A 25240-nucleotide genomic window follows, 5' to 3' on the forward strand; every position below is an offset into this window, starting at 1 on the left:
GCGGCCCCGCTACTGGATCTGATGGCCGAACGAGCCGCCTTCGATGCTCAAGCCCCGGTTTGCAAGGGCCTGCAGCACTTCCTGTCGCATGCCGAACAGGGCGACGGTGCCGTTGACGAGCAGCAGTATCTTGTCGACGCTCTTCAGCAGCGATGGCCGCTGGGTGATGGTGATCACCGTGATCTTGTTTTCCTTGGCGTGCTGGAGGGCTCGTTCCAGTGCCGCGTCTCCGGCCGAATCCAGATTCGAATTCGGCTCATCGAGCACCACCAGGCGGGGATTGCCGAAGAACGCGCGCGCAAGCGCGACGCGCTGCTTCTGCCCGCCGGAAAGCGGCGCTCCGTCGGCGGCGACGAAGGTCTCGTAGCCGTGGGGCAAGGTCGAGATCATCTCATGAACGTCGGCCAGCGCCGCCGCTTGGTAGATCTCGGCGTCGGTCGCATCGTCACGCATACGGGCGATGTTGGCCTTGATCGACGCCGGGAACAGCTGAACATCCTGGGGCAGATAGCCGATATTCTCGCCGAACTGGCGTGGATCCCAGTTGCGAAGATCCATCAGATCCAGCCGTACGTTGCCTGACGTCGGCAGGATCGACCCGACCAGCATCTTGCCCAAGGTCGTCTTGCCGGCGCCCGAATTGCCGATGATGGCCAGCGAATCGCCCGGCGAGAGCGCGAACGAAATGCCGTTCAGCACAACCCGCTTCGTTCCCTGGGGCACGAACAGGAGCCGTTCGACGTCGAGACGGCCCTCGGGACGCGGCAGGTTCAACCGCTCGAAATTGAGCGGCGACGATTGCAGCAGCGATGCGATCCGGCCATAGGCGGCGCGGGCATGCACGACGTGGTTCCAGCCCTCGATGGCGCCTTCGATCGGGCCGAGCGCCCGGCCGGCGATGATCGATGCGGCGATGACCATGCCGCCGGTGAGATGCCCTTCGATCGCCAAATGAGCGCCCCAGCCAAGCATCGTCACCTGGGTCAGCAGCCGAACGGCCTTCGACATGGAGGCAAAGACGATGTTGCGGTCTTGTGCGATCACCTGCGCCCTGAGCGAGTTTGCGGTGTCCTTGCCCCAGATCTTCACGGCCTCGGGGATCATGGCGAGCGCGTTGATGATCTGCGAGTTGCGCGACATCGAATCGAGATGGATGTTGGCCTTGCTCTGGTGCGCGTTCGCCTCGCCGAAGGTCGCGGCCGTCGCGCGCTGGTTGAGAAGCGTGATGATCAACAGCAGCACCGCCGAGGTCATGACGATGAAGCCCTGATGCGGGTGGATCAGAAACACCACCAGCACCATCAATGGAGCCATCGGCGCATCGAGGAACGACAGCAGCGTGCCGGAGGTCAGGAAGGTCCTCAGTTGCTGCAGGTCGCCCAGGACCTGGTACTCCTTGCCGTTGCTGTGAAGCGAGGCTCTGGCCGCCGCGCTGAGGATCGGCGCACCCAATTGGGCCGCCATCTCGACGGCCGTGCGCATCAGGATGAAGCGGCGAAGCGCATCGAACATCGCCTGCAGCATCACCGCGCCGACGATCACCACCGTCAGCATCACCAGCGTGTCGGGGGAACGGCTGGTGAGAACGCGATCCGAGATCTGGAACAGATAGATCGGGATCGCCAGGACCAGTATGTTGCAGGCGACCGTGAACAGCATGACTATCAGCAGGTTTTTCCTGACCGCGCTCAATCCGGCCCTGAGCGAAGCGCCGAAATCGACCGGGCCGAGGCGCTTGTGGAAAGCGCCGCCTCCGCCGCCACCACCGCCGCGCCGGCCCTTGTCGTCCACACCTCCTGGGGGAGATCCGCCTTGCTGCGTCTTGATGGGACCAGTGTCGCCTTCGATGGTGATCATGCCGGGCGACTTTGCCGCGTCTTTCATCTCGGTTACCGACGGCTTGGCTGGTTCGTCGGGCGCGACCTTGGCCTGCGGTTCGGCTGGCCGTTGGGCCGCTGGCTGTGGCCTCGGCGGCGCCGCATTGGCCTGGATATTCTGCCTTTCGGCCGCTGGCATTGGCTTGAGCGTGGGTTCGGCCGGCCGTTGGGCCGCTGGCTGTGGCCTCGGCGGCGCCGCATTGGCCTGGATATTCTGCCTTTCGGCCGCTGGCATTGGCTTGAGCGTGGGTTCGGCTGGCCGTTGGGGCACAGGCTGTGGCCCCGGCGACGCCGCGTCCGCCGGGACATTCAGTTTGTCGATCGTCGGCGCTGTCGTCGCGGGAGGCTCGGTGGCCACCGGCTCACCTTTTGCAGCGGCGGCTGAAGGCGGAGCAGCAGGTTTCTTGGCCGTCAAAGCTGGCCCCTGCCACTCGGCCGGTCGCGTCTGGAATGTTGGCGTTGGCGGCAGCGGCTCAGGTACGACAGTCGAACGCGCCCGTGTGGTGCCGGGGATGGAACTTTGGCTTGGCTGCGGAGCCGGCTCCGGCTTGCACAGTTGGCGCTGCGCCATGAAGTTCGGTATGTCAACGGCGGCTACGGGTTTGGGCGCTGGGGAAGAAGCCGGAGGATGCCCTGTATTGGCGCGCATCTCGTTGGGCAGGTTCGGTGGCCCGCCTGTCGCTTGCAGAACTGGATTTGCTCTTTCCTCGGTTCGCCCCTCCTGCAAGGCGGGTGCGATTTTGATGGGGCAGGCCGCGGCCGCCTTCGCTTCGCTGACCTGTGGATTCGTCGTTGTGGGAGGCGTGACGATTTGCCTGACCACGCCGCCCCCGTCCGCCTGCCCAGCCGGGCTGGTCCCAGCCGGGCTGGTCGATGCAGGGGTTCTCGCTGGCTGGTGCGCAGGCAGGGGCGCTGTGGCCTGCTCTGGTTTCGGCTGACTGGTTACTGCGCTCCGGCCGTCGACCTGCGGCAAAGGTCGGTCCTGACCGGCCTTTACCTCGCGATGGGGGACTGCATCGTAAAACTGGCCGACGGCATTGTCGATTGTCTTGATGGTCCGGTCGATCGCCTGCTCATGCTGCCGCAGGGCGTTCGAAAGCGTCTTGCGAGGCACCGCGGAACTCGACGATCCCTGGTCGTCCTCCTGCATCGCCGCCTCTAGGTCTTCGGCGAACGTGTCCCAAGGCAGGTCGCGATCATCGGTCATTGTATCCCCCGGTTCCCGGATCAGCCCAATATTGTTTGCACGCCGTCCGCCTGAACATGATCCGGCGTCGGGACTATCAAATGGTCCATCTGCGTGTCATCGGCGCCCGCATCGTCGGCCAGGAACGCGATCGCTTCGTTGACCAGCGCGTCCGGATTCTGTCCGCCGAGTTCAGGATCGCTCGAGATGATGTCGGCCTGGATCAGGATCTCCTGCGAATAGTGCTCGCCGCCGACATAGGTCTTGTCGGTTCCGTCGACGTCGATGATTCCCGCGAAGTTCGCCACCTGATTACCGCCGGTGGTGACGGTCCATTCCGCCTCGGGATGGGCGACGAACTGGTTCATCGCCAAGGCAACCTGATCGCTGTCGCCCAGCACGTTCGTTTGCGACACATACTGCACGTTGAGCAGGTCGCCGGAGATGTAGAGAACCCGCAAGGCGCCGATACCGGCGAAGGCTGGGTCGTTCAGTATGTCGCCAGGGCCGGCGTCCTTGCCGGCCGCGAAGTCCTGGGCCGCTTGAAGATAGGACGTCGGCAAGGCCTCATAGTGGTTCTGGCCGCCGACATTGATGATCGTCGCATCGTTCCAGAGCAGGTTGCCGGCGGTCGAGTAGGAGCCTTCTCCGGATGTCTGGAAACCATCGACCGCGCCGATGAGATCGTTGTCGATCAGGAAATTCATCTGCTGGATGATGTTGGCGTCGTAGATGTTTCCGCCGATGATGATAAGGTCGTAGTAGTGACCGAGCTCGTTCAGCGACACGTCGTTGATCGCCGTGTTGTCGCCGGTGCTCACGCTGGTCCTGACACCCGACGAGGACATAACCGTGGTGTCGTTGTCGGTCATGAAGCAGTACTGCTGGATCCAGTTCGTGATGATGAGGTCGCCGGTGACCTGCGTCACCACCCAGGCGGCGGGGAAACCGTCAGCTGCGGTTGGCGCCACGCTGCCGGCCGACGGGTCGATGTGCTTGAACGCGGCGATGTTGAAGGCCTCGTCGGGGGCGTTGCCCAGCTTCCACCCATTCAGGGAGGAGCTTACGATATCCGTGTCGCAGCGTGCGTTGATCTGGATGATGGCATTGATTTCATAGCTGTTGCCGACAGTGGCGACGACCGATGTCGTCGTCCAGTTGTTGGTCAGCACGGCCGAATTGATCAGCGTGTTGGTGCCGGTGTCCACTTCAACGCATGGGCTGAGCAGGCCGTTGCCCCAGCCCGACATGAAATCGGAGGAATCCGGCGGCGTGTTGTAGTCGTCCTTGTCGGGTCCAGCGCTGGCAACCTCGTCATCCTGGTGCTGTTCCTTGAGGAGATTGATGTGGTCCTCCGCCTTCGGCGCGTCGGCATCGTCGACCAGCTGGCCGTTGACATAGGTTCCCAAGATCGGGCCTGAAGTCGCGTCTGGGTGCAGGACGAAGACGTTCGCTTCGCCGCTCGGGTCCTCGGTGTAGGCCGCGATGCGTTCGCCCATGGTCACCACCGCGGCCGCCATGTCGTCGGGAGTGCCCAGCAACGTCACATCGTCGATCGGCGACACGTCCGCCGCCGCGTTCATCAGCGAGGCCAGATGGCTGCTGTCGTCGACCGCCGCGGGCGTGAAGATCAGCCCATGTCCGCCGGCGCCGACATAGTCGTTGTCGGACAGGCGGATTTCCTGGTTGATGTAGGCTGCAATCGCGCCTGGAGGTTCGATGTTTGGCAGGACCATGCCGCCACCGAAAGCCGGCAGATGCGGCAGATGGAAGTGATGATGGCCGGGGCTCAGATGGCCGTGCTGAACGATTTCGGGCGGCGTGTACCAGAAGCTCGAACTGACCGTGTTCAGCACCAGGTCCGGCTTGACCCCCATATACGGAACGTGTGGATCGAAGTCGTCGAGGGTATAAGGCGCCTTGACGTTGACATTCGTGTTTGGAAGGTCGGGAGTTTCTTCCTTGGTGGCCGCAGCAATCTTGAACTCGTCGTAGGTCTTTAGCTGCCGTGCTTCCTCGACCGAGATCTCGAACATGCCGATGAAATGCGAGATGACCTCGGTCATCTTGTCCAGCTGCATCGTGTACACGGTAGCCTCCGTATCTTGAGATCATTCGCGCTCGGTCGGGGCGGCATGTCTCCCGGATGGAAGGACTGCGCGGAAACTCCGCGCAGTCCCAAGCTGTCTGATTTCGTGACGAAATCAGTCGTGTGACATCGATCAGGTACCGGTATGGTCGCCGGCGTCCTCGCCAGTCAGCGTGTTGTGGTAGTCGCCGCCAACCACGGTCTGGTCGACCAGGTTTTCCTGAAGGTTGGCGCCCATCACGATCTGCTGATTGAAGGCGCTGACGTCGATCAGGCCGTCGGCCGAAGAGTGGCTCGTGCCGGTCACGTAGCCGTCATCGCCATTTTGCGAGCCCCACATCCCAGCGTCGCCGCCGGTGCCGCCGTCACCGTTGAAGGCTTGGCCGCCAGCGCCGCCGGCACCACCGTAGCCGGAAGCCGTGTATCCACCGGTGGCGTCGCCGCCGGTACCGTCAGCCCAGGCGCCGCTCAGCGCATGGCCACCGTCACCACCAAAGGCCGCTGCGAAGCCGCCGAGGCTGTCGCCGCCGTAAGCGTCGCCACTGGTGGCCGCGCCGCCGGTTCCGTCACCGCTGGATCCGTCACCGCCCGTGCCAGCACCGCCCGTGCCGCCGGCACCGCCGGTGCCGGAGCCCGAGCCCGAGCCCGTACCAGCGCCCCAGCCTGCGCCGAGGGCGTCACCGCCGTACGATTCGGAGTCGCCGCCGTTCGAATTGGCGTTGCCGCCATCCGAATTGGCATTGCCGCCATCAGCGTCGGCGCCGCCGCCGCCACCGCCGCCACCGCCGCCGCCACCACCACCGGTGGCGTCGCCGGCGAGGCTCTTGGCGTCGCCGCCTTCACCGTAGTTCAGCAGCGACAGCTTTCCGTCGACATCGAGGCCATCGCCGCCGTCCGACTTGGCATCGCCGCCGGTCACGTCGCCGCCATCACCGCCATTGCCGCCATTGCCGCCATCGGCCTTGGCATCGCCAGCATCCGCCTTGGCGTCGCCAGCATCCGACTTGGCGTCGCCGCCGTCGTCAGACTTGGCATCGCCGGCTTCCGCAGCGCCGACACCGAGGCCCAGTCCGAGGCCGAAACCGAGGCCGAGGCCATCGCCACCGTTGGCGTTGCCGCCGTCGCCGTAGCCGCCCTTGGCGTCGCCTGTGTCGACTTCGCCGCCCTTGGCGTCGCCGCTATCGCCGTCGCCGGCCTTGGCGTCGCCCGCGTCGGCCTTGTTGTCGCTCTTGGAGTCGCCGCCGATAGCCGCGCTGAGAGCCAGGCCGCCCTTGCCGTCGCCGGCTTCGACGTCGTCGGACTTGGCGTCGCCGCCATTGCCGCCTTCGCCGCCATTGGCCTTGGCGTCACTGCCGCCGTCCGCGGTCCCACCACCTGCCGAGATGCCGTCACCGGCTTCGGAGTGGCCGCCCTTGGCGTTCAGATCAAGCTTGAAATCGGCGTCGTTCTTGACGGTCGCGTTGTCGAGCTTGTCGTTGTCATACATGTTCAGGGTCTGGTTGATGATCGACGCGGTGTTGGTGCCGGCGCCGGTCATCGAATTGTTCAGGATGTCCTTGAAGGTTACGTCGTCGCCAGGATCATAAGTGACGTTGCCGTCCTTATTGTTGATCATGGTGTCGATCTTCATGTCGTCGTTGGCATAGATATCGGCGAAATCATCGTCGGAATTGCCGAGTTCACCTTCGAGCTTGACGCCAACGTCGACGTCGACGTCGACCTTGGTCTCGTTGACGTTCTTGTTCTCGTTCGAGTTTTCGTTCTTGGACTCGTTCGAGTTTTCGTTCTTGTTCTCGTTCGAGGCCTTGTTCTCGTTTTCGTTCTCGTTCGAGGACTTGTTCTCGTTCGAGTTGTCGTTGTCGCTCTTGTTTTCGTTCTCGTTCGAGGCCTTGTTCTCGTTTTCGTTCTCGTTCTTGGCGTCGTTGGTATTGTAGTTCTTGTTTTCGTTTTCGCCACCGCCGTCACCGATATCGAATTCGCTGTCGACGATCTGCAAACCGAATGCGTTGATGTTGTTCTTGTCGAGGTCGAGAGACATGGTCGTGTCCTCTGTTTGAAGGCCGCGACTGCCGAACCGCATTCTTCTCTTACGCGGCTATGGGCTGTACGCGGACGTTGCGTTTAATGCGGTGAATGGACTGCCGGACCGAGGGGACTGAGGTCCGCAATCCGAATTTCGTCATGACTTGCTTGAGTACCTCCCTTTGACTTCGGGAGAGGCGGCCGTCCCAAGGCAAAACCCGGGGGAGCGCCGGATCACCAAGGATCCGGTCGTTCAAACGGGAGAGTCCTGGATATGCCCCAATCCCACATGGAACCCGGGAAAGTCTGGAACCAGAGGGCGGTGATTGTAAGCTGACAGTTCGGGCTAGCCCGTTCGGCCGGACCGCTGCCCGGACGTGCTCCGGCCGCGCAAATGCCGAGATTCCTGCCCAGATCAGGTGGCGGCGACTCTGTCGAACGTCTCCAGTCGGCAGCGACGACGGAGAAAATTAGCTATAGCTCATCCGAACTATATCAGTCCGGTCTAATTTGGTGTATAAGTCGTTAAGGCTAGCTGTTTACGGGGGTGGCGGCCCCCGAAAATTTGAAGAAGGGAAAGAACTAAACCGACAGTATTCGTCTAGGGTGGGGTGGCAACCATGTCCAGAGTTAACGTGCACAGCACCGTAGGTAGCGGTGCCGGAGAGAGTTGGGCGGCGCGTAGAATTATCCTGACTGTTTCCTCTACTGACAGCTTTCCAGAATGTCTAGTATACGCCATCGAGAGGGAATTTCCCTCGATAGTCGTCGAGCAGGCTACAGGCATCGAAGCGGCCTGCGCGCCGTTCGAGCATCCCGTCTGCCTGGTCCTTATCGACACCGAGCTCCTGCATAAGATCGACGGCTATGCCGCCGAACTGATGCGGCATCATCCGGCAGCGCCGATCGTCCTGGTGCAGCACGACAGCCGAGCTTCCGTCTCAATGCACGACGTTCTCGATCTCAAGATCGTGCGCAGCGTCCTGCCCATGGATTTGAAGCTTGATGTCTGGCTTTCGGTCATCCGTCTTATGCTTCGCGGCGGCGAATATTTCCCCTTGGCGATGTTCCAGTCATACGCACGCAGCCTCTCGCAAAAGGCGTCGGATCATTCGACGCCTGCCGAACAACCAAGGCCGGACCGGTCCGGTTTCGAGGAGATGGGCGAACTGACCGACCGTGAGTTCCAGATCCTGGAAATGGTCGCTCGCGGATTGCAGAACAAGATCATAGCCGCGACCCTTCGCCTGTCGGAGCACACGGTCAAGATCCATCTGCACAACATCATAACCAAGCTTGGGGCTCACAACCGGACCGAGGCGGCCGCCGTGTTTCATGCGCGCAAGGATAGCTTTCACGGCGGCTTGGAACGATCCGGTTCGCTACAGTCCGTCCAATCTTCGCCGTGAGCCGATGATGCCTCGGTTTCAGGAGATACTGCTCCTCGTTGGCCAGCTGAATTACACATGGACCAACACCGAGAGTCTGCTGATCTATCTGATTGCCGGCCTGGCGAAGGTCGACAAGGAAACGGCGATCATCATTTTCCTGACGCTGAACACGACCCGCGCGCGCATCGAGCTGGTAGAGCGGCTGGCGAAAATCCCGAAGACGCCGGCCGCCTGCCGTCGGGCGGTGCTGACAGTCACCGGCAAGCTCACGCGCCAGGCGAAGCTGCGAAACAAATACAGCCACTGCATCTATTCGTTCGACGAGGCCGGAACCCACGGAAGCACGCAGCTGATGCGAATCGTGGACGGCAAGGACGAGGTCAAATACGGAAAGATCGAAGCGCTCGATGACGAGGAGATGAGAAGAATCCACGGTTCCATCGAGGACATCAGAGAAATAAACAAGGATATCTGGTCGATCGTTATCGACAATTCGTTCCCGAGATAGGCCGCGGATCTCGTCCGGATTGGTTGCTCCCTGCTAATGCATGTCGCCCGGAAATGTGCGCAGTTCGAGGACGGTCATGCATCAAAACGAAGACTTTGAAGCAGGTCGCCAGAATTCCGTTTCAGCGCTGCGCGCTTCAAGCAACCGGGGCAGGGATCCGTCCGATGGCTTTCAGCGCCTCGGTGCGAAGCGCCAGGGCCTGGCTGTGGCCCGGCTCCAGCGCGATGCATTCGTCAAGGCTTGTGAGCGCGTCCTTTGTTCGGTCGAGCTTCATCAGCGCCAGGCCGCGATTGTAGTGCGCGGCTGCGATGTTCGGATTGATCTCGATCGCCTGGCTCACCTGCCGCTCCGCGTCGCCATAACGGTGCTGCTGCAGGCAAATCACGCCGAGAAGGTAGCGCACGTCAAAGCGCCCGGGTTCGACGTCCAGGATCTCGCGGTAGATCTTTTCCGCCTCGGCCAGGTTTCCGGCCTGGTGCAAACGGACGGCAACGCTGAGCTTTTGCGGCAGAAGGGACTGTCGCGCGGCATCCAGTTGTCGAAGCAGCGATAGCGCCTCGGCATGGGCCGGATCGGCAGCCAGGATCTGCCGGCAACCACGCAGAGCCGCCTCAAGATCGCCAGCCTGATGAAGCGCTTTGGCGCGCGCGAGCACGACCGGCAGGCTCCGGCTCTCCAGGCGGTCGCGCAGATTGCGGCGGCTGGCCGTGCTGACGAGAAGGCATTCGACCCGGCGCTCGAGCCCGCCGAAATCATATTTGTAAGAGAAATCCCCGGTCTGCAGATCATAGACGGCAAAGCCGTTCTGAATGGCCCAGCGTATGCTGTAGAGATGAAGCGCGAAGCCGGGCGCGGGCTTCTTGACCGCGAGATCGCGCCCGTTGAGCATCCCGATTAGTGCCCGGTTCTTCCGGTCGATCAAGGTGGCCTGCACGCCGATCGGGTTGTCGTCCCGCCACAGGACCGGGAGATAGAGGGCGTCGTCCTCGAAGGCACAGCGCAGCATGTTACGGAAGTTGTTGATCATCGCCTGCGGCAGGCCTGGGTGATATCGCGCCGCCAGTTTCGCGCCCCACTGACTTTCCCAGAACCGGAGTAGCGTCTGCAGATCGCGCTCCAGCGTTGCGGCGGTCACGTTGGTGACGCGATACTCGGATGCGTCGTCGATTGCCCTTAGCGTGCGCCGCGCGGTCTTGCGGGTCGCCGCGCCAAGCCGGTCATTGAGAAAGTCCTCCCAGTCGCCCGGCAGGTTCACATAGACATAGATGTCGTGGTCGATGCCATCGCCGTCGTCGGGACGCCTCACCTTGCCGGTCACGAATTCCGGCGCGGAAAATTGCTCGAGGAACGTATTCAGCCGCGGCGGCGATGCAAATATGTTCTCAAGATGCAGCTTGGCCCAGTTCAACCGCTTCGTATGCTCGGCGAAGGCCCGGACAACGGCATCCTGAACCTCCGGTTTGCAAAGGAAGCCGGCATATCCGGCGAAGTAGCCGCCGCCCGTCCGCAATTCGTTTTGGAACGCACCGTCCCTGGCTCGTTCCGTTCGGAGCTGAAGCGGGAAGAAACCGACATAGCCGGCTGAATTGTCTTCCTTGGCGGCCAGGACGAGCCATTGGTAGCGAAGCCGCTTGAACCAGCCCGCCATCCATGGCCAGGACATAAAGTAGTGAGCCTCCGGGTCAGCAGCGTAGACGGCATCCCAATTGTCCCTCAGCTCAACGAGAGCATCGAAACTGTCGATGACATCCACACGCATGGCGTTGCCCTTTGCTCGTGGAGCGTCGGCAATAGTCGATGGTCCTTGTATCGGCTATTCCCCAATCCTTGGACAAAGCCAAGGAATGCCCCCGATGATGGTTCCACGGCGGAATTGGCCGTGCAAGCCGATCAAAGGATTGATGGATCTCTGCGCGGCGCGAAATTGCGCCGGCGGTCAAGGCGCGGCACTGCGCCGACGGGGACAATCGATCAGGAAGCGATCCGCAGCCACTTGCCGTTTTCGGACTGGGATTGCCGCGCAAAATAGCGATAGGAAGTCTGCGCCCAGTTCCTGACGGCGTCGGTTCGGTTGTCGAGGATCAGGTCGCCCTTGTCGGTGCGAACGGTAAGCACGGTGTGGCCCGCGCCGCCCGATGTAACGACCGTCAGCAGCAGGGCTGAAGCCGGCCAGCCGCGCTTCATGAACTCGCTCTTCTTCAGGATCGCGATATCCTCGCAATCGCCGGCGTTGGTCGGTACCCGCCAATCGTCGCCGAGGCCGGTGGAACGGTCGTCACGTTCGATGATCCTGGCATTGACGGAACTGTTGACCGCCTTCAACTCGGCCATGCGCCTTTCGGTGAGCTTCACCTGCTTGACGTGTCCGCCTGGGCTGCAGAGCCTTGGCTGCCTGGCGCAGAAGCCGCGGGCGGCCGGCGGGGCGAAAGCGTAACCCTTGGTGACCATCATGGACGCAGTGCCGGAAGTCTGCATGGTTTCGCTGCAGCCAGCCATAGCCATGACTGCGGCAACGAGCGCTGCCAAACGAATCACGTTCCATCCCCTCGGATCGATAGACCGAGATCATCTTCGCCGGTTTGGTAAATCAAGACTCGCTATTAGCGTTTGCACAGATTCTAAAACAATGTATGCTTAACAAATTGTTTCCGATGGTCGGAAACTTTGACATAGCGCCCAGTTTGGGGACGGGAGCGCCTTTTTTCCCTTCTTAGGAGGAAGAAATGCACCTGTACCCAAGGTGCGCGAGCAGCGCTCGCGCAATTCTGCTTGTCTCATCCGCCCTTATGGCGGTGAATTCGACGCTTCCGGCATCGGCACAGAGCAATGTTCGACCGCGTTTGACGGCCGCCCAATGCCAGCCGCTGACGGAATCCAACTACGCGCTTTGCTGCATCGCCAGCAACCGCGCAAGCATCCTCACGCGCGCACAAATCGCAATGTGCCCGCCAATCACAACGGCTCTCATCGCTTCCGTCCTGGCCAGCGACGGCGAGGGCGGCGGTTCCGGCGGCGGTAATGGGGGTTCCGGCGGCGGCAATGGGGGCTCCGGCGGCGGCAATGGTGGTTCCGGCGGCGGTGATGGCGGCGGTGATGGTGGCGGTGACTCCGGTGGTGGCGATGGCGGCGGGAGCGGTGGCTCCGGCGGCGGCGGAGGCTCGGGTGGCTCCGGCGGCAGTGGCGGATCCGGCGGCGGCGGTGGATCAGGCGGGTCCGGCGGTGGCAGTGGCTCTGGCGGCGGCTCGGGTGGTTCCGGCGGCAGTGGCGGCTCGGGCGGTTCCGGCGGCAGCGGCGGCTCGGGCGGTTCCGGCGGCAGCGGCGGCTCGGGCGGTTCCGGGGGCAGCGGCGGATCGGGTGGCTCCGGTGGTGGCGACTAAGTTCGGCCCGCGTTCATGTCATGACGAGGTTGGATGGGCGTCCGCCCGGACGCCCATCCACTTCAGCGCCCATTCGCCCGTCGATCTGCCCGAGACGTGGCGACATCGAGCCTCGGTCCATCTGTCTGTGCCTGGAGGAATTCCAGCGGCGGGCCTCCAGCGCAACAGCGCTGAAAAGCGCCTCCTGGCAAAGCAGAGCGATCCGTGACGTCGCGGGCCCTACCTCGCCCGGCCGCCTTCTATTGCGATCACGACTTTCTGGTACAGTACTCCTCAGGAAAAACGTCGTTTCCACGGGAGGTGATTTACGAAGATTGTGGGATTCCCCGAAATGGGCTTCCCATTTCTGATCAATCGTGATTGGTTTTCAGCCACTTGTGTTGCGCAGATCGCCGGAGGGGGCTTGTGCGACTCATATCGATGATGGTCGAACTCGGCGTGATTGTTGGCGGTCTCGGTTTTGAAACCGATGCCAGGTGCCGTGATCTGGCCGCCATGGCTACCACTTCCATCTCTGATCCAGATGAAGCCCGGCGTCTGCAGGATGAACTGGCGCAACAGTTCTCTCTGCTGTCCTACGGCGCTGGTCTCGGCCTCGACCTTTCGCCCTACTGGGATGAACTTCTTAGCCTCGTAGAGTCGGTTCGCTGCGCATCTCGCCTGAATTGACCAGGCGATCAAGGCGCTCGCCGCAGCGGAACACAGCTGCCAATCAACGGCGCTAGCTACGAGCGCTGCGGTCTGGCCATCGCAAGGCCCCGTTCCAGCGCCTCCTTGAGGCTCGTGGTATAGTGCGCGGTGTCCTCCAGGCCGCCGAAGAAGTTTATGCGGTGGACATCGCCTTTCTTGCTTATGACGATTCCAGCTGCACGGAGGGTTTCCTGAACCGACTTGTATGTCATCTCCGATTACCTTAGCCACCCAGAGATTAAGGTTGCATCTTAATGTAACAAAAACGTGTCGCTGACTGTGAAAAAAACAACATAGGCTGCTGCCGGCTAGAGCGCATCGCGGCGAAATGGATCGAGAAATACGCTTTTAAGTCTTTGTTTTGTGCATGTCTTTTTCGAAAAACCGCTGCACAAGTTTGCGCGACATGCATCAAGTCCTTCTTTTGATGCATGTCCTTCGCCCAACCCACTGCACTTTGGGGAGGCGACATGGTAATCTGATCGAGCTAAAGCCCATTGAGCTAATTGAGCGAGCGGCGAAAAAAGCGCACTGTTCTGTTTGCCGAGCCTCAGCATCAACGCCAGCTGAGATTGCCTCGGATAGTTTGTCGAACCCAGCCTTCTTCCCCGAAGCCCGTCGGCAGACAAGGCGGACCCGGTATTCCCTGGTCCGCCTTTTTGCGTCCTTCTAGTCTAATGGCGAGTTCGCGGGTAAGCCTTACGTCTTCGTTTCGGGGGAGAAAATGGAAAAGCGAAACGAACGGCGTACTGCGGCAGGAATCGGTGCAGAAAGGCCCACGCACAAGTCCCCACATCTTCGTCAGTCGCTCACTCCCCGGCGGGTGTGTACGCGCTGGCGACCTTGTTTGATATCGCCACCCCGTCGGACATCCGCTCGCCTTCCAACTCGGAATTCTCCTCGGTACACGTGATCCTCCAAGCTTTCGGCCTGACGTTCCAGCGTCTTCCGTTACCGTGCTGCTCGAATGAGAAACTCGGTGCTGCGTCGAAATTGGTACAGATGGCGATACTTGCTCGATTGCTAAAATAGTGAAATTTTCGCCTCGAGTGCCTGGAAGCAGGATTGGGGAGATGTACTTTCCTCAGTTTCTGGTCGGAATGCTTATCACGTCGAGCGTAGTCGGAACCTGGGCCTATGAGGTCACAGGGTCCGTCTGGATGAGCATTGCCTGGAGCCTCCTAGCCGCGCTTCTGTTGCAGGTCGGCTATCTCGCGATTGTGTTCAGGCTTGTATATGGTCGGCGACACTCCGAGCCGAAGGCGAAGGAGACCGATCCGGACGCTGCCAAGCAACAATCCCTTCCACATCAGCCACGACATACGGACGGCCGCTGACCAACTGCCGGCTTGGGCGTTCTCGTCCCTGCTTTTTTGGAGACCCGTAGCGTCCGCGCAGGCCCCGTATGTGTCCGATCACAAGATTCCCGCCACATTGCCGAGCTTTGGTTAGCGTCGCTCCCGGGTAACATGCAACAATTGCTGGAGTAGGACCGGCAGGTGCGGCGAGGCGTGCAATTCGGTACAGCTCTTTTTCCATCGGCGGAGATATTCGGCGATTGGAACCCCGCTGCGGCCAGGCCAGCGGTTGAGCGCGCCCAGCGCCTCAATGCAATCGGGAACCTGTTCGTATTCTGCGAGAATGGTCAGGCACATTGCTTGCGCGAACGGATTGAGACCTGGAATTTCGATCTCGTTTCGGTGGTCGGCGAACCACCTCGCAGCATCTCGGGTAAGTCCCTGGCTGTCGGCGAGCGCGGTATAGCGTTTGATGATGTCCGCGCGATATTCGGCAATGGCATCGCCGAAACCGCTGTCACCTGCGAAAGGCGGGTCCTGTTTCCAGTCTTTCGCCAGGCGTCCCAGGCCTCGCAGCGAGAAGGCCTCCACCATGGCTTCCTCCAGCCATTGGCAAGGCGGTGCCGGCTTCGCATCGGCCTGCCAGCTGTTGGCAAGCACATGGCCGAGTTCATGGCCGAACTGGTAGGCAAGCTTCGACCAGTCCCGTTCGCCGATGTCGACAATGATCCAGGCCATACTGCTGCCGTCGGGATGCAGCCAGATCGCCGGCTGTCCGGTGCCATGGCGGTCGACGCGGAGCCTTGCCGGCTGGCGATCAGACAGCAGTCGGACGCCGTCCAGGCAGGCGCGCCGCGCCTTTTCAACGACCTGTTCTGCCGCTTGCGGGAGCATGCGGCCCCAATTGCCCGCGAGTTCGAGGGGGGCGGACAGAAGCGTCGCGGGTGTCTTATTCCGGGGGGATGGCATAGCTGCATAGCCCGGGTCCAGGATGGCCGAAAACTTTGCCATTGCGGTAGCCGATGCTGCCGCAACGATGATGCCAACCGCCAAATCTCGGCGCCTCATAGCCTCTCCAGTTGGCGGACGCAAATCCTCCAAAAGTTCGAATGCCTGGTCCAAGCCGTCTCGCCAGCTACCACCGATCCGGCTAGACTTGAAGTTCTCTCAAGTGGAGGCCGGGGCGCAAGCTGGTTCGCTCGATGCAAAGTGAGTGAATGGACGAACCATCGCCAAAATGGGGCTAAAAGCGTCATGTCGGAGATTTATGTAATCAATCTCGATCGAAGTGTCGGGCGGCTGGATAAATTTCGCAAGTTGAACTCGCACCTGCCGGAAGTCCGGAGGTTCTCCGGATTTGACGGAAAATCCATCGACCGCGACAAGCTGATAGAGCGTGGGGTTATCAGTTCGGATTTGGAGTATGCGCCTGGGAGTCTGGGCTGCGCCATCTCGCACGTGTCGCTCTGGAGAGAGGCCGTCGGTCGGCACAAGGTGATAACGGTTGCCGAAGATGATGCGATCTTCTCTCGCGAGTTCGAACGACATACGAACGCGCTCTTGGCGAACATCCCGGCCGATTGGGATTTCATCCTGTGGAGTGCAAGTCTGCGATGCTATGCTTGGCTAGATGCCCTTCCTGGCGGAACCGGTGCCAGGCTGGAGTTCTTTCCGGGCGAAGTCATGACGCATATTGCTGACTTCCAGGAGGCGGCAATCGAACCTGCTCTGCTTCGAGCGCGCTATCTGCTCGGCACGGTTTGTTACTCCGTCTCGCCACGTGGCGCGCGCGCGCTGTTGGAGTGGTGCCTTCCGATACGGCCGATGATCGTGGATTTTGCAGGCTTCGGCCTAAGGCTGAACAATGCAGGCATCGATTGCATCATGGCGGGCGTGATGCCCTCGCTCAAAGCCTATGTGTGCTTGCCGCCGCTTGTCATCAGTGACGAACGGCCGGAGGAATCGGTACGGATCAATACGTGAGCGAGAGGCTGGCGTTGACCGCAGTCGGCCAGTCCGTCCCATCAGGCAACCGATAGCCTTCACCGAACACCTTCTTCGCCGAGCGGCGCTGCTCGATCTTCGTGCCGGCGCCGAATGAAGAAATCGAGGTTGTTCCTGAGACGCTCATTGCCCGGGTCAAGCTCGAGCGCCATCTGCCCCCATTCCACAGCACGGTCCATCGCATTCAGGTGCCATGAGGCGATGGCGCCCAGATCAAACAGCCGAAAGCCCCAGCAGTTCGGGTCATCGAGATAGCTTCCGGTGCGACGGGTGTTTTCGATTCCGTTGCTGCACGCCCAGAACAGATTCAACCAGTCGGCCCTGCCGTGGAGTTCCTCCGCAAGGTCGGCCCAGATCTCGCGCCGATGCGGCGCTTCCATTCGCGCTTTGTCCAACCACACCAATCTCTGGTCCGGCATCATGCGTGCGATGTAGCGCATCGCTTCTGACCGTTCCTCGCCCCAGGTGCTTGTCGGCAAGCCAAGGTAGCGCTCGAGCAATTGGACGGCCTGGTCGGGCCGGTTGGCCCACATCAGGTCCCGCCCGAGCCAGAAACACATCTGGGCGTCGTCGGGATCTTCCTTGTGGGCAACCTCCATCAGAGGCAGGTAGCTGCTCCTGGTTGGCTTGGCCAGGTCCTGCACCTCGAACATGACCAGGTCGTTGCTGGTCGTGACCACCTCCCTTTCTCCGGTGAAGACGAGGGCCTCATGGACGGGGCGCTTGAAGCGATATCCCCAGCGATGGTGAAAATTCTTGGTGGCCCATTGCCGCAACGGTCTGGGGTCGTCGACACTCGCTCTATAGATCGTCTGACAATAGAGGGCTGTCGTTTCGCGTCTCCAGGCCGCCTCCAGCTTGGGGCGCCAGCCGGGCTCGAGGAAACGATCCATGTCCATCGTGCAGCACACGTCGACGTCGGCGGGGATGAGTGCCAGGGCGGCATTTCGGGCGTCATCGAAGCGCCATGGGCGGACCGCGATCCGGTGCACGGTAACGCCGGCGTTGATCAGTCGCGATACCGTGTCGTCGGTGCTGCCGGTGTCGGCGACTATCCGATAGTCGGCGCCGACGGCCGAATTTGCCCACCTCTCGACATGTGCGGCTTCGTTCAACGCGATGGTGTAGACCGCGATCTTCAAGGAAGGGGTCCGCGATTGGACGCAGTCGCTAAGCGACCTCCCGCTGAACGGCTGGACCCGCCCGAACCCGACCGCACCGCCCTGTGACGCTCATCGAACAAGGCCGACGCCTCCGCGCTTGCGGATCGCCACTAGCCCTCCGAGCAATTTTGCCTGGCTAAGCTCGAAGTGGCTGTCGAAGAACCGGATTTCGGCAAACTGATCGGCAAGGTCGCTGATACCGACCGGGTCGATTGATCGGGCCGTGCCGTGCTGTTGGATTTCTCGCAATAGATGCTTGGTGAGTGTGATTTCACTGGCATTTTCGCCTGTTGGCTGCCAGTCGAGGTCTTCGATGAAATACCATCCACCCTCTGCGAGCAGCGGGAAGAATTCGCGCAGCGTCAGTTGCTCGTCGAACGAGGCGTGGCTGCCGTCGTCGATAATCACGTCAAGCGAGCCCGGTTCCAGCTTCGCCGCGACGGAGCGCAGATCCTCCAGCTTGGATTGATCGCAAACGAAAGACTTGAACCTCTCATTGTTGAACTGAGAAAAATCCGTCAGGTCGACACCGATCACCTCGGCGTAAGGAAAATAGGACTGCCAGAGCGAGACCGAGGGCGTCTCGGACTGGTTGCCTTCCGCGGCGATGCGACAGAGGCCGATCTCCAATAGCCTCCGCATGCAAAGTCTCCGGCTCGACAGCAGCCGCTCGTAGACGCGTGCGTAAGCATGCCGGTTGCCGGTATGGCGGTTCTTGTCGGTGTTGAAGCGATCAGCAAGATCGATGAGTGTGGGAAAGCTCCGCAGCGGCTCGACCAGCAAAGAGATGAGCGGCGCTCCTTCCCCGCCCGAGCGAGCCTCATTTCGTGCCGTCCACAGGTGTGTTCCGAAGACACGCTCATCATTCAGATAGACAGCCAAATCGGCGAGCGGCTTTTCGAACTCGCCTATCTCGGTCCAATCGATCGCGTTAAAGAACATCGGCCCGAAGACCCAATCGCGCAGCTCGGCGCCTTGATCCGAAGCAATGTAGTCGGAGAGCAGTTTCGGGCCGATTTCGCCAAATCCCTTGCCGCTCTCACCGAAGAACCGCTCGATTGACATCTCGTAGAGCGCTCTCAAATGGGGGCTGAAGGCTTCGGCATAGATGACGTTGCCGCAGACGAAGTGGCCTTGGTGCCCGCCGCGCCATTGCAGATTGAAAAAGTAATCGCCGCGGAACGGAAACGGTCGCAGCATGACCACGTCGCAATCCATCCACAACCCGCCATGTTCGTAAAGCACGGCGTAGCGAAAGGCGTCGCTGAAATAGCGGATCTCGGAGCCGGCGACCATTCGCTCGAACAAGCTGCGCGGCATCACGTCATCCGCGGCGCGTACCTCGACACCGAATGGCACGAGGAATTGAAGCTTGTTCGGTGAGTAGCTCCAGACCCTCACGGGATGGCCTGCCGCGCGCATCGACGTGGTGGCGGCAATCAGGGTCAGATGCTTCGCAGTGTCGGAAAGCACCTCGTAAAAGCAGTGGATCTGAGGCAGCGCGGCATCTCCCCAGTCCAGGAAGGGGGCTATCCGGCTATCGAACGCCCAGGATTGATCGCGGCGCTCATGCGGCGAGTCTGCCAAGCGAAGGAACGGCGCCAGCTCGAGCAGGACCTCCTCTGTGCCTTTCGCATTGCCGGAGAGGACAATCCTGCTCGCCTCCTTCGGGAGTCCGTCGCCAGGCCGGGTTTGTTGATGGAGGTCGCCGGGTTCTTTGCGCTGCTGAGCCGCCGCAATTTGTATGGTCGCACCGTCCGCCGACGTCGTCGCAAGTGAGCTCCAATATGCCTCGCTTGCGGACAAAGAGTCTGTCCTCTCCAGCAGCGAGCTTACCTCCGAGGCATCGACGGCGGCGATCCACGCTTCGCTCTCGGCGACGCCGTACGAAATCAGCAGGCGCTCGTCTTTTGGGTGCCAGGCTAGGCCGGCGGCAAATTCAACCCCCTTTTCATTGAAGAAGAACGGCCGGCTGATCTTTGCCAAGCAGCCTGTTTCGTCCAACCAGACGAAGCGGTGCTGGCAGTATGGCTGAGCCCCGTCGGGCCTTGCCCGCGTCTCAAGCGCGAGTGTCAGCCATCCGCCTTCGAAGGCAATCGCCTGGGTGCCTCCCTTGAGCTCGTCGGCAGCGACGGAAGACGGCTTTTCCGATATCGTCTGCCCTTGATCGCCGACGATGCGGATAGAATCTCCCATAGAAAGGAACTGCAGCCGCTCCCGGTCGGTGCCGATGCCAGCCGGCTTGACGAGGGGGAGCCAGTTGTTGCCGTTCACCTTCGCACCGATCGGCCGGAGCACGCGCCAGTCGGTCATCCGGTATGATGCAGGCCCGCCATGGTCGATGCGCGCGATGACTGGTTCGCCTTCTGCGGCCGACGCGCGCATATAGGCGCTGCTCCACAATTGCCCCTCCCAGGCAAACGGACGCATGGCCTCGAGGCCGCAGCCGTAAGCAGGTCGCGGCAAGTCGGTCGGCTGTGAAATCTCGTCGGCCGACGCGATCCCGAATTCGCTGTCGATGCGCAGCAAGAAATTGCGTGTGTGCACCGCCGCTCGATCCGGCGCTCGAGCCCGGAGGTTCTCTTCCGCCGCCGCCAAGGTGATGGCCCCCTGCAACACTACGATCTGGTTGTCCCAGCGAGCCACGGAGGGGTTTGAGAGCCGATAGCCCTCGGGCGGCACGAAGCCGACCGGTTGAGCAGTGAACGATGGCATCATCGTCTTGGCGGGCTGGATGTAGAAGAACAGGTTGGAGCGCGCCAGATCGCGGGAACCGTCGGCGATGCTGCGGCTCAGCGCCAGCCAATTGCACACTGCGAACCCCCGGTCCTTGCGCAATGGATCGCTGGCGTAGTTTGCCGCGATCGCGTATTCCTCGCGAAGGCCCGTCGTGTAGATGAAATCCTCGAGAAACAGGATGTCTTGCTCGGGTTTCCTGATTGCCAGACCGGCTTCCGAAAACAGCACGCTGGCGTCATTCATCCCCTTCTCGCGATGGAACCGCGCGAGGTCGTAGAGGGGTTCGGTACGTTGCGGGCGCTGATTGAAGGCAGCAAGCGCCTGGCGAATGAAGCCTGCGTCGTCCCCGAGCTTTCTTAAGCAGCGCGCCTCCTGCAGCCGGGCGTTCCATGCTTCCTCGTCCCAGCCGCCCATCGCCGCGCGTTTGGCGTAGGCTACCGCCGCTTCGGCCGTGCGTCCGGCGTCGCGGTAGGACTGCGCCAGGTAAAACCAGTATCGGTGGTTCTCCGGGTCTTTCTCCAGCGCCTCCAGCAGGAGCTTGATGTCGCGCTCGAACTTGTCGACGCGGTTCGATCCGCTGGCGTGGTCCTTGTACCAAACGCCCTGCAGTTCCTTCACGTCGCCGGGAACGTCGAGATATTCATGCGTCACGCCACGGTAGCGGGCGCCGGCATCGCGCCGGACGATACGGGTGTTCCAATAGGCGAGGTTGGAACCGGAGCGCTGGAGCAGCCGATAGCCGGGACAGTCGAGCTGTGCTCGGAAGCCCGCGTCCTCGACGACCAACTCCATGTCGGCGTCGTCGAAAAGCAGATAGTCATACGCGAGCGACGAAGCATATGCATGATCGAGGGCGGCATTGCGGGCCTGCTCGAAATTCTCGAAGGGGAACTGATGCAACTCCCCGGGCAGGCCGCGATCGGCGAAGAAAGCCCTGATGTAATCCTGGGTCCCGTCGGTCGACCCGGTGTCGCCGATGACCCAGCAGTCGATGTGGTCGACAACCGCCCCCAGACAGCGCTGCAGGTTCGCCGTCTCGTTCTTGACGATCATGTTCAGGCAAAGTCGCTTGCCCGTGGTCATCCGTGAAATTGCCATCTCTCGCTCTGACGTTGCGCGACGTTCAGCAATGCCATTCTTCGTGCCGCGGATGAATTCGCGGAGCCGTCTCGAAGCTCCTATTGTCTACTTGTCCCGCCACTGGAGCGGGTAAGGTCCTCAGACGATCTCCGCCCACTTCACCGCCATTTGCCGAGCGACGTCAAGATCGACGAAGCGGTGGTTGGCGTCGACCCCGTCGCGACGCCCCAACGGGGATGACAGTGCTCAAGCTCGATCACGTTTCCGGGCTTGACGCAAATGCGTCGGTGAGGGTTAAGTTATGGATTTAAAAAATATTTTCTCGAGTTTCGGTTTGTAATATTTCCCGACTTAATACTTTAGAGGTAGGTAAGTTTAGGGGCGTCCATAGTTTACAGATCGCTAATTTTCAAATTTACTAATTTGCTGCTGTGAGGGGAGGCCCGCAGGTCGTGGGTAGCTGGCATTCTGCGGAAGTCGTAGGGGAGTCAAGCCAGAGGGTTCCGGAGTAGCTAAGGCCAAAGTCGCGGACGACTAAGCACGTGCGTTTAGTGAGCGCGCGGCCGCGTAAGCGTTTGTCTTTTTTGTTCGGGTCGATCGGGTTTTCCACTCCGGAGCTCTCTCGCGAGTTTTCGCCAAGAGATCGGCGTCGGCTGTGACGGGAGTGGATCGTGTATCACGTGATATCACGTGCGTTTCCCAGGGAGTTTGAAGCCCGCCGCTTCGACAAACTTCAAGCCTATCCGCAACTGAGCGCCGCAGGCGATGCCCGTCTATGCGCCGGCGGGAAATTGGTTGCTGCAAGGTGCGACGGGCTGCTGCCGTGCCCCGCATCCAAACCAAATCTCAATAGAGCTATTCAGGCCGAGTGCCGTCCGCGAACGGCGCCGTCTGCGACTTCCTGCCGGCCGATCGGACCGGGAGTCGTCTGGAGCAAAGGCTGCAGTCCATCACGTCTTCGCGGGCGGGCTTTCGTGCGAGCCTGCGGCCAAGCTCGTCGGGCCGGCGGCTCACCGTCAATGAAAGTCAAGTGTCAAGCAGGAGAAGCCGCGGCACCAGCCGCCGCCAATCGGGGAGTGCATGATGACGTACGCAACTTTGTCTACTGCAATGGATGTGACCGTTAGGGGCGTTTTGCCCATCGGCGACGCGACCGAGCATATAACCTATTTCATTCTGGATGCCGCCAAGAACGCGATCGTCGGCCAGGTCATTCTTCCCGCTGCCGTCAAGCGAAGCCATGCTGTCGCAATAACCGTCAAGGTTCCAAGCACCGCCGGCTCTCTCGCGATCGGGACATTTGACGAAGGCGGGAATTTCCAAGCCTCCGGTTACCTCCGCGTGGAGGCCCCCCTCGTTGGCCGCCCAAGCGGCGCCGCCGGGCCGTCCGGAAGATGACCGCGGCCAAGCGCCGTTTCCGCGCCGCTCGCCGACTAAGCCGGTGGGCGGTTTCCCTTTGAAATGAATTGGAAGCGAACAGGAGCCAGTCATGGCCCGTGCCTCTGAAATTCTCTTTGTGGATCCTTCGATCTCCGATCTCGAGACTGTTCTGAGCAACGTCCGGCCGGGGGTCCAGGCCATCCTGCTCGATGGCCGTCAAGGGCCGGCGGCGCAGATGGCTGCGGCGCTGAGAGGGCACGAAGAGCTCCGCGCGGTCCACATCATCGCGCATGGCGCGCCGGGTCGGGTTGCTTTCGCTTCAGGAGAATGGTCGGTCGGGACGTTGAAGGGCGCGGCTGAGGAATTCGCCGCAATCGGCAGCGCGCTCGCTGCGGACGGCGAACTGCGGCTATGGTGCTGCGAGACGGCTCGAGGGAAGGCAGGCGATGCCTTCGTCGACGCTTTGGAAGCGGCCGTCGGCGTGGATGTCTGCGCGTCCAGTTCGCTTGTCGGTGCGGCAGTCCTGGGCGGTGCGTGGGAACTACCCGCACGTGCGGGCGCGTCGGCGCCCCTGCCGCCGCTGACCTCAGTTGGCGTAGCAAGTTACATCGGGCTCCTGGTGGCGGGTAATCTGACGCTTACCGGCACTGTAGCCGATGGCAACAGTAAAAGCATAAATACGTTTTATCTTATTGATACTACTGCCAATCCAGATACCATTGTTGGAAGTTTCGTTCTTCCTCAGTCGAACAATGGCGTGGCGTTCAATTTTGCAATAACTATTACAGTACCTGATACAACCCATACTTATCAAATTTACACCAGCGGCTTCGAGCTATACGGTACGCTAACGCCTGCCGCCGGTAATACTTACAATTTTGCGACCGACGCTGGTAACAATGGTGACAATGGCGATACATTCAATGGGGGCAGTCTCGCCGTCACGAGTCAAGTAGGCCCGACCGGCCCGGCTGGCGCGACCGGCCCCACGGGTGCGACCGGCGCCACGGGCGCGGGTGCAACGGGCGCGACCGGCGCCACCGGAGCAACAGGCGCCACGGGCGCAACCGGCGCGGGTGCAACAGGCGCGACGGGCGCTACCGGAGCAACGGGCGCCACGGGCGCAACCGGCGCGGGTGCAACAGGCGCGACGGGCGCCACCGGAGCAACGGGCGCCACGGGCGCAACCGGCGCGGGTGCGACGGGCGCCACGGGCGCCACGGGTGGAACGGGCGCCACCGGAGCAACTGGCGCGACCGGTGCTACAGGTGCGACTGGCGCTACGGGTGATACTGGAGCCACGGGCTCGACTGGCGCGACCGGAGCAACAGGCGCTACCGGCTCCACCGGCGATACAGGTGCAACCGGCGCCACGGGTGGAACGGGCGCCACCGGAGCAACTGGCGCGACCGGTGCTACAGGTGCGACTGGCGCTACGGGTGATACTGGAGCCACGGGCTCGACTGGCGCGACCGGAGCAACAGGCGCTACCGGCTCCACCGGCGATACAGGTGCAACCGGCGCCACAGGCGCGACTGGCGCCACCGGTGATACCGGCGCCACTGGCGCTACAGGCGGTACGGGTGCGACTGGCGCTACGGGCGCCACCGGCGATACCGGAGCAACCGGCGCCACAGGTGCGACCGGCGCCACCGGCGATACCGGAGCAACGGGCGCCACCGGCTCGACAGGTGCGACCGGCGCAACCGGCGCCACAGGTGCGACCGGCGCCACGGGTGATACCGGAGCAACGGGCGCGACCGGTGCGACCGGAGCAACCGGCGCCACAGGTGCGACTGGCGCCACCGGCGCCACAGGTGCGACCGGAGCCACCGGCGATACCGGGGCAACGGGCTCGACTGGAGCAACCGGCGCCACAGGCGCGACCGGCGCCACCGGTGATACCGGAGCAACCGGCGCGACCGGCTCGACGGGTGCAACCGGCGCCACAGGTGCGACCGGCGCCACGGGTGATACCGGAGCAACCGGCGCGACAGGTGCGACCGGCGCCACCGGCGCCACGGGCGATACCGGAGCAACGGGCGCGACCGGAGCAACCGGCCCCACAGGTGCGACCGGCGCCACCGGTGATACCGGAGCAACGGGCGCCACCGGCGCGACGGGTGCGACCGGTGCAACCGGCGCCACAGGTGCGACCGGCGCCACGGGTGACACCGGAGCAACGGGCTCGACGGGTGCGACCGGAGCAACCGGCGCCACAGGCGCCACCGGCGATACCGGAGCAACGGGCGCCACCGGCGCGACGGGCGCGACCGGAGCAACCGGCGCCACAGGTGCGACCGGCGCCACCGGCGATACTGGAGCAACCGGGGCCACTGGCGCGACCGGCTCGACTGGAGCAACGGGTGATACCGGAGCAACGGGTTCGACCGGGGCCACTGGGGCGACTGGAGCAACCGGCGCCACTGGTGCTAC

At 62.0% G+C, this 25240-nt stretch carries 16 protein-coding genes; 7 read left to right on the forward strand and 9 right to left on the reverse strand.

The features are described 5' to 3' along the window. Nucleotides 1-9: 9 nt before the first annotated feature. The 3 genes from CK224_RS29390 to CK224_RS29400 form a co-directional block, all read right to left on the reverse strand. A complete protein-coding gene (locus CK224_RS29390) occupies nt 10-2112 on the reverse strand; it encodes a type I secretion system permease/ATPase (RefSeq protein WP_245426313.1) in 2103 nt (700 codons plus the stop codon). Nucleotides 2113-3104: 992 nt separating this feature from the next. Beyond that, nucleotides 3105-5153: a type I secretion protein gene (locus tag CK224_RS29395; protein WP_141245900.1), complete on the reverse strand. Its 2049-nt coding sequence runs from the start codon at nt 5151-5153 to the stop codon at nt 3105-3107. 132 nt (nt 5154-5285) lie between these two features. After that, a complete protein-coding gene (locus tag CK224_RS29400; RefSeq protein ID WP_095784224.1) occupies nt 5286-7190 on the reverse strand; it encodes a hypothetical protein in 1905 nt (634 codons plus the stop codon). A 604-nt stretch (nt 7191-7794) separates the two neighbouring features. Here CK224_RS29400 and CK224_RS29405 point away from each other — a divergent pair. Both CK224_RS29405 and CK224_RS29410 read left to right on the forward strand, forming a co-directional pair. Next, a complete protein-coding gene (locus tag CK224_RS29405; RefSeq protein ID WP_245426314.1) occupies nt 7795-8583 on the forward strand; it encodes a response regulator transcription factor in 789 nt (262 codons plus the stop codon). A gap of 7 nt (nt 8584-8590) precedes the next feature. Next, nucleotides 8591-9073 (forward strand): hypothetical protein, encoded by a 483-nt coding sequence (locus tag CK224_RS29410; RefSeq protein WP_067001392.1) that lies wholly within the window; start codon nt 8591-8593, stop codon nt 9071-9073. Between the two features lie 136 nt (nt 9074-9209). Here the strand turns inward: CK224_RS29410 and CK224_RS29415 are convergent, their stop codons facing one another. Both CK224_RS29415 and CK224_RS29420 read right to left on the reverse strand, forming a co-directional pair. Then, nucleotides 9210-10832: a GNAT family N-acetyltransferase gene (locus CK224_RS29415; protein ID WP_095784225.1), complete on the reverse strand. Its 1623-nt coding sequence runs from the start codon at nt 10830-10832 to the stop codon at nt 9210-9212. Between the two features lie 212 nt (nt 10833-11044). Beyond that, complete coding sequence (locus CK224_RS29420; protein WP_245418871.1) at nt 11045-11548, reverse strand: transglutaminase-like cysteine peptidase; 504 nt, start codon at nt 11546-11548, stop codon at nt 11045-11047. Nucleotides 11549-12012: 464 nt separating this feature from the next. Here CK224_RS29420 and CK224_RS29425 point away from each other — a divergent pair, with 464 nt between their 5' ends. Together CK224_RS29425 and CK224_RS29430 are read left to right on the forward strand one after the other, a co-directional pair. Beyond that, nucleotides 12013-12450, forward strand: coding sequence for a hypothetical protein (locus tag CK224_RS29425; protein ID WP_141245901.1), 438 nt, complete (start codon nt 12013-12015; stop codon nt 12448-12450). Nucleotides 12451-12870: 420 nt separating this feature from the next. Next, complete coding sequence (locus CK224_RS29430; RefSeq protein WP_095779119.1) at nt 12871-13119, forward strand: hypothetical protein; 249 nt, start codon at nt 12871-12873, stop codon at nt 13117-13119. 56 nt (nt 13120-13175) lie between these two features. Here CK224_RS29430 and CK224_RS31585 read toward each other — a convergent pair whose 3' ends face one another. Together CK224_RS31585 and CK224_RS29440 are read right to left on the reverse strand one after the other, a co-directional pair. Next, nucleotides 13176-13352 (reverse strand): hypothetical protein, encoded by a 177-nt coding sequence (locus CK224_RS31585; RefSeq protein ID WP_170950440.1) that lies wholly within the window; start codon nt 13350-13352, stop codon nt 13176-13178. 1236 nt (nt 13353-14588) lie between these two features. Continuing rightward, the gene (locus tag CK224_RS29440; RefSeq protein WP_095784237.1) at nt 14589-15449 is read right to left on the reverse strand and encodes a hypothetical protein; all 861 of its coding nucleotides are present in this window, start codon (nt 15447-15449) and stop codon (nt 14589-14591) included. A gap of 243 nt (nt 15450-15692) precedes the next feature. Between CK224_RS29440 and CK224_RS29445 the strand changes: the two genes are divergently transcribed. Continuing rightward, nucleotides 15693-16421 carry a glycosyltransferase family 25 protein gene (locus CK224_RS29445; RefSeq protein WP_095784226.1) on the forward strand — a complete coding sequence of 243 codons (729 nt, stop codon included), beginning with the start codon at nt 15693-15695 and terminating at the stop codon, nt 16419-16421. Nucleotides 16422-16480: 59 nt separating this feature from the next. On the opposite strand, the gene CK224_RS29450 is transcribed toward CK224_RS29445, so the two are convergent. Both CK224_RS29450 and CK224_RS29455 read right to left on the reverse strand, forming a co-directional pair. Continuing rightward, nucleotides 16481-17584, reverse strand: coding sequence for a glycosyltransferase (locus CK224_RS29450; RefSeq protein ID WP_095784227.1), 1104 nt, complete (start codon nt 17582-17584; stop codon nt 16481-16483). Nucleotides 17585-17674: 90 nt separating this feature from the next. Next, nucleotides 17675-21427: a glycosyltransferase gene (locus tag CK224_RS29455; RefSeq protein WP_095784228.1), complete on the reverse strand. Its 3753-nt coding sequence runs from the start codon at nt 21425-21427 to the stop codon at nt 17675-17677. 1080 nt (nt 21428-22507) lie between these two features. On the opposite strand from CK224_RS29455, the gene CK224_RS29460 reads away from it, so the two are divergent. After that, entirely contained in the window at nt 22508-22822 is a 315-nt protein-coding gene (locus CK224_RS29460; protein ID WP_141245902.1) for a hypothetical protein, read from the forward strand. A 91-nt stretch (nt 22823-22913) separates the two neighbouring features. Then, on the forward strand, nt 22914-25240 hold a 2327-nt coding region (locus CK224_RS31070; protein ID WP_141245903.1), incomplete at its 3' end, for a DUF4347 domain-containing protein.

This window comes from Mesorhizobium sp. WSM3862, assembly GCF_002294985.1.
GTDB lineage: Bacteria > Pseudomonadota > Alphaproteobacteria > Rhizobiales > Rhizobiaceae > Mesorhizobium.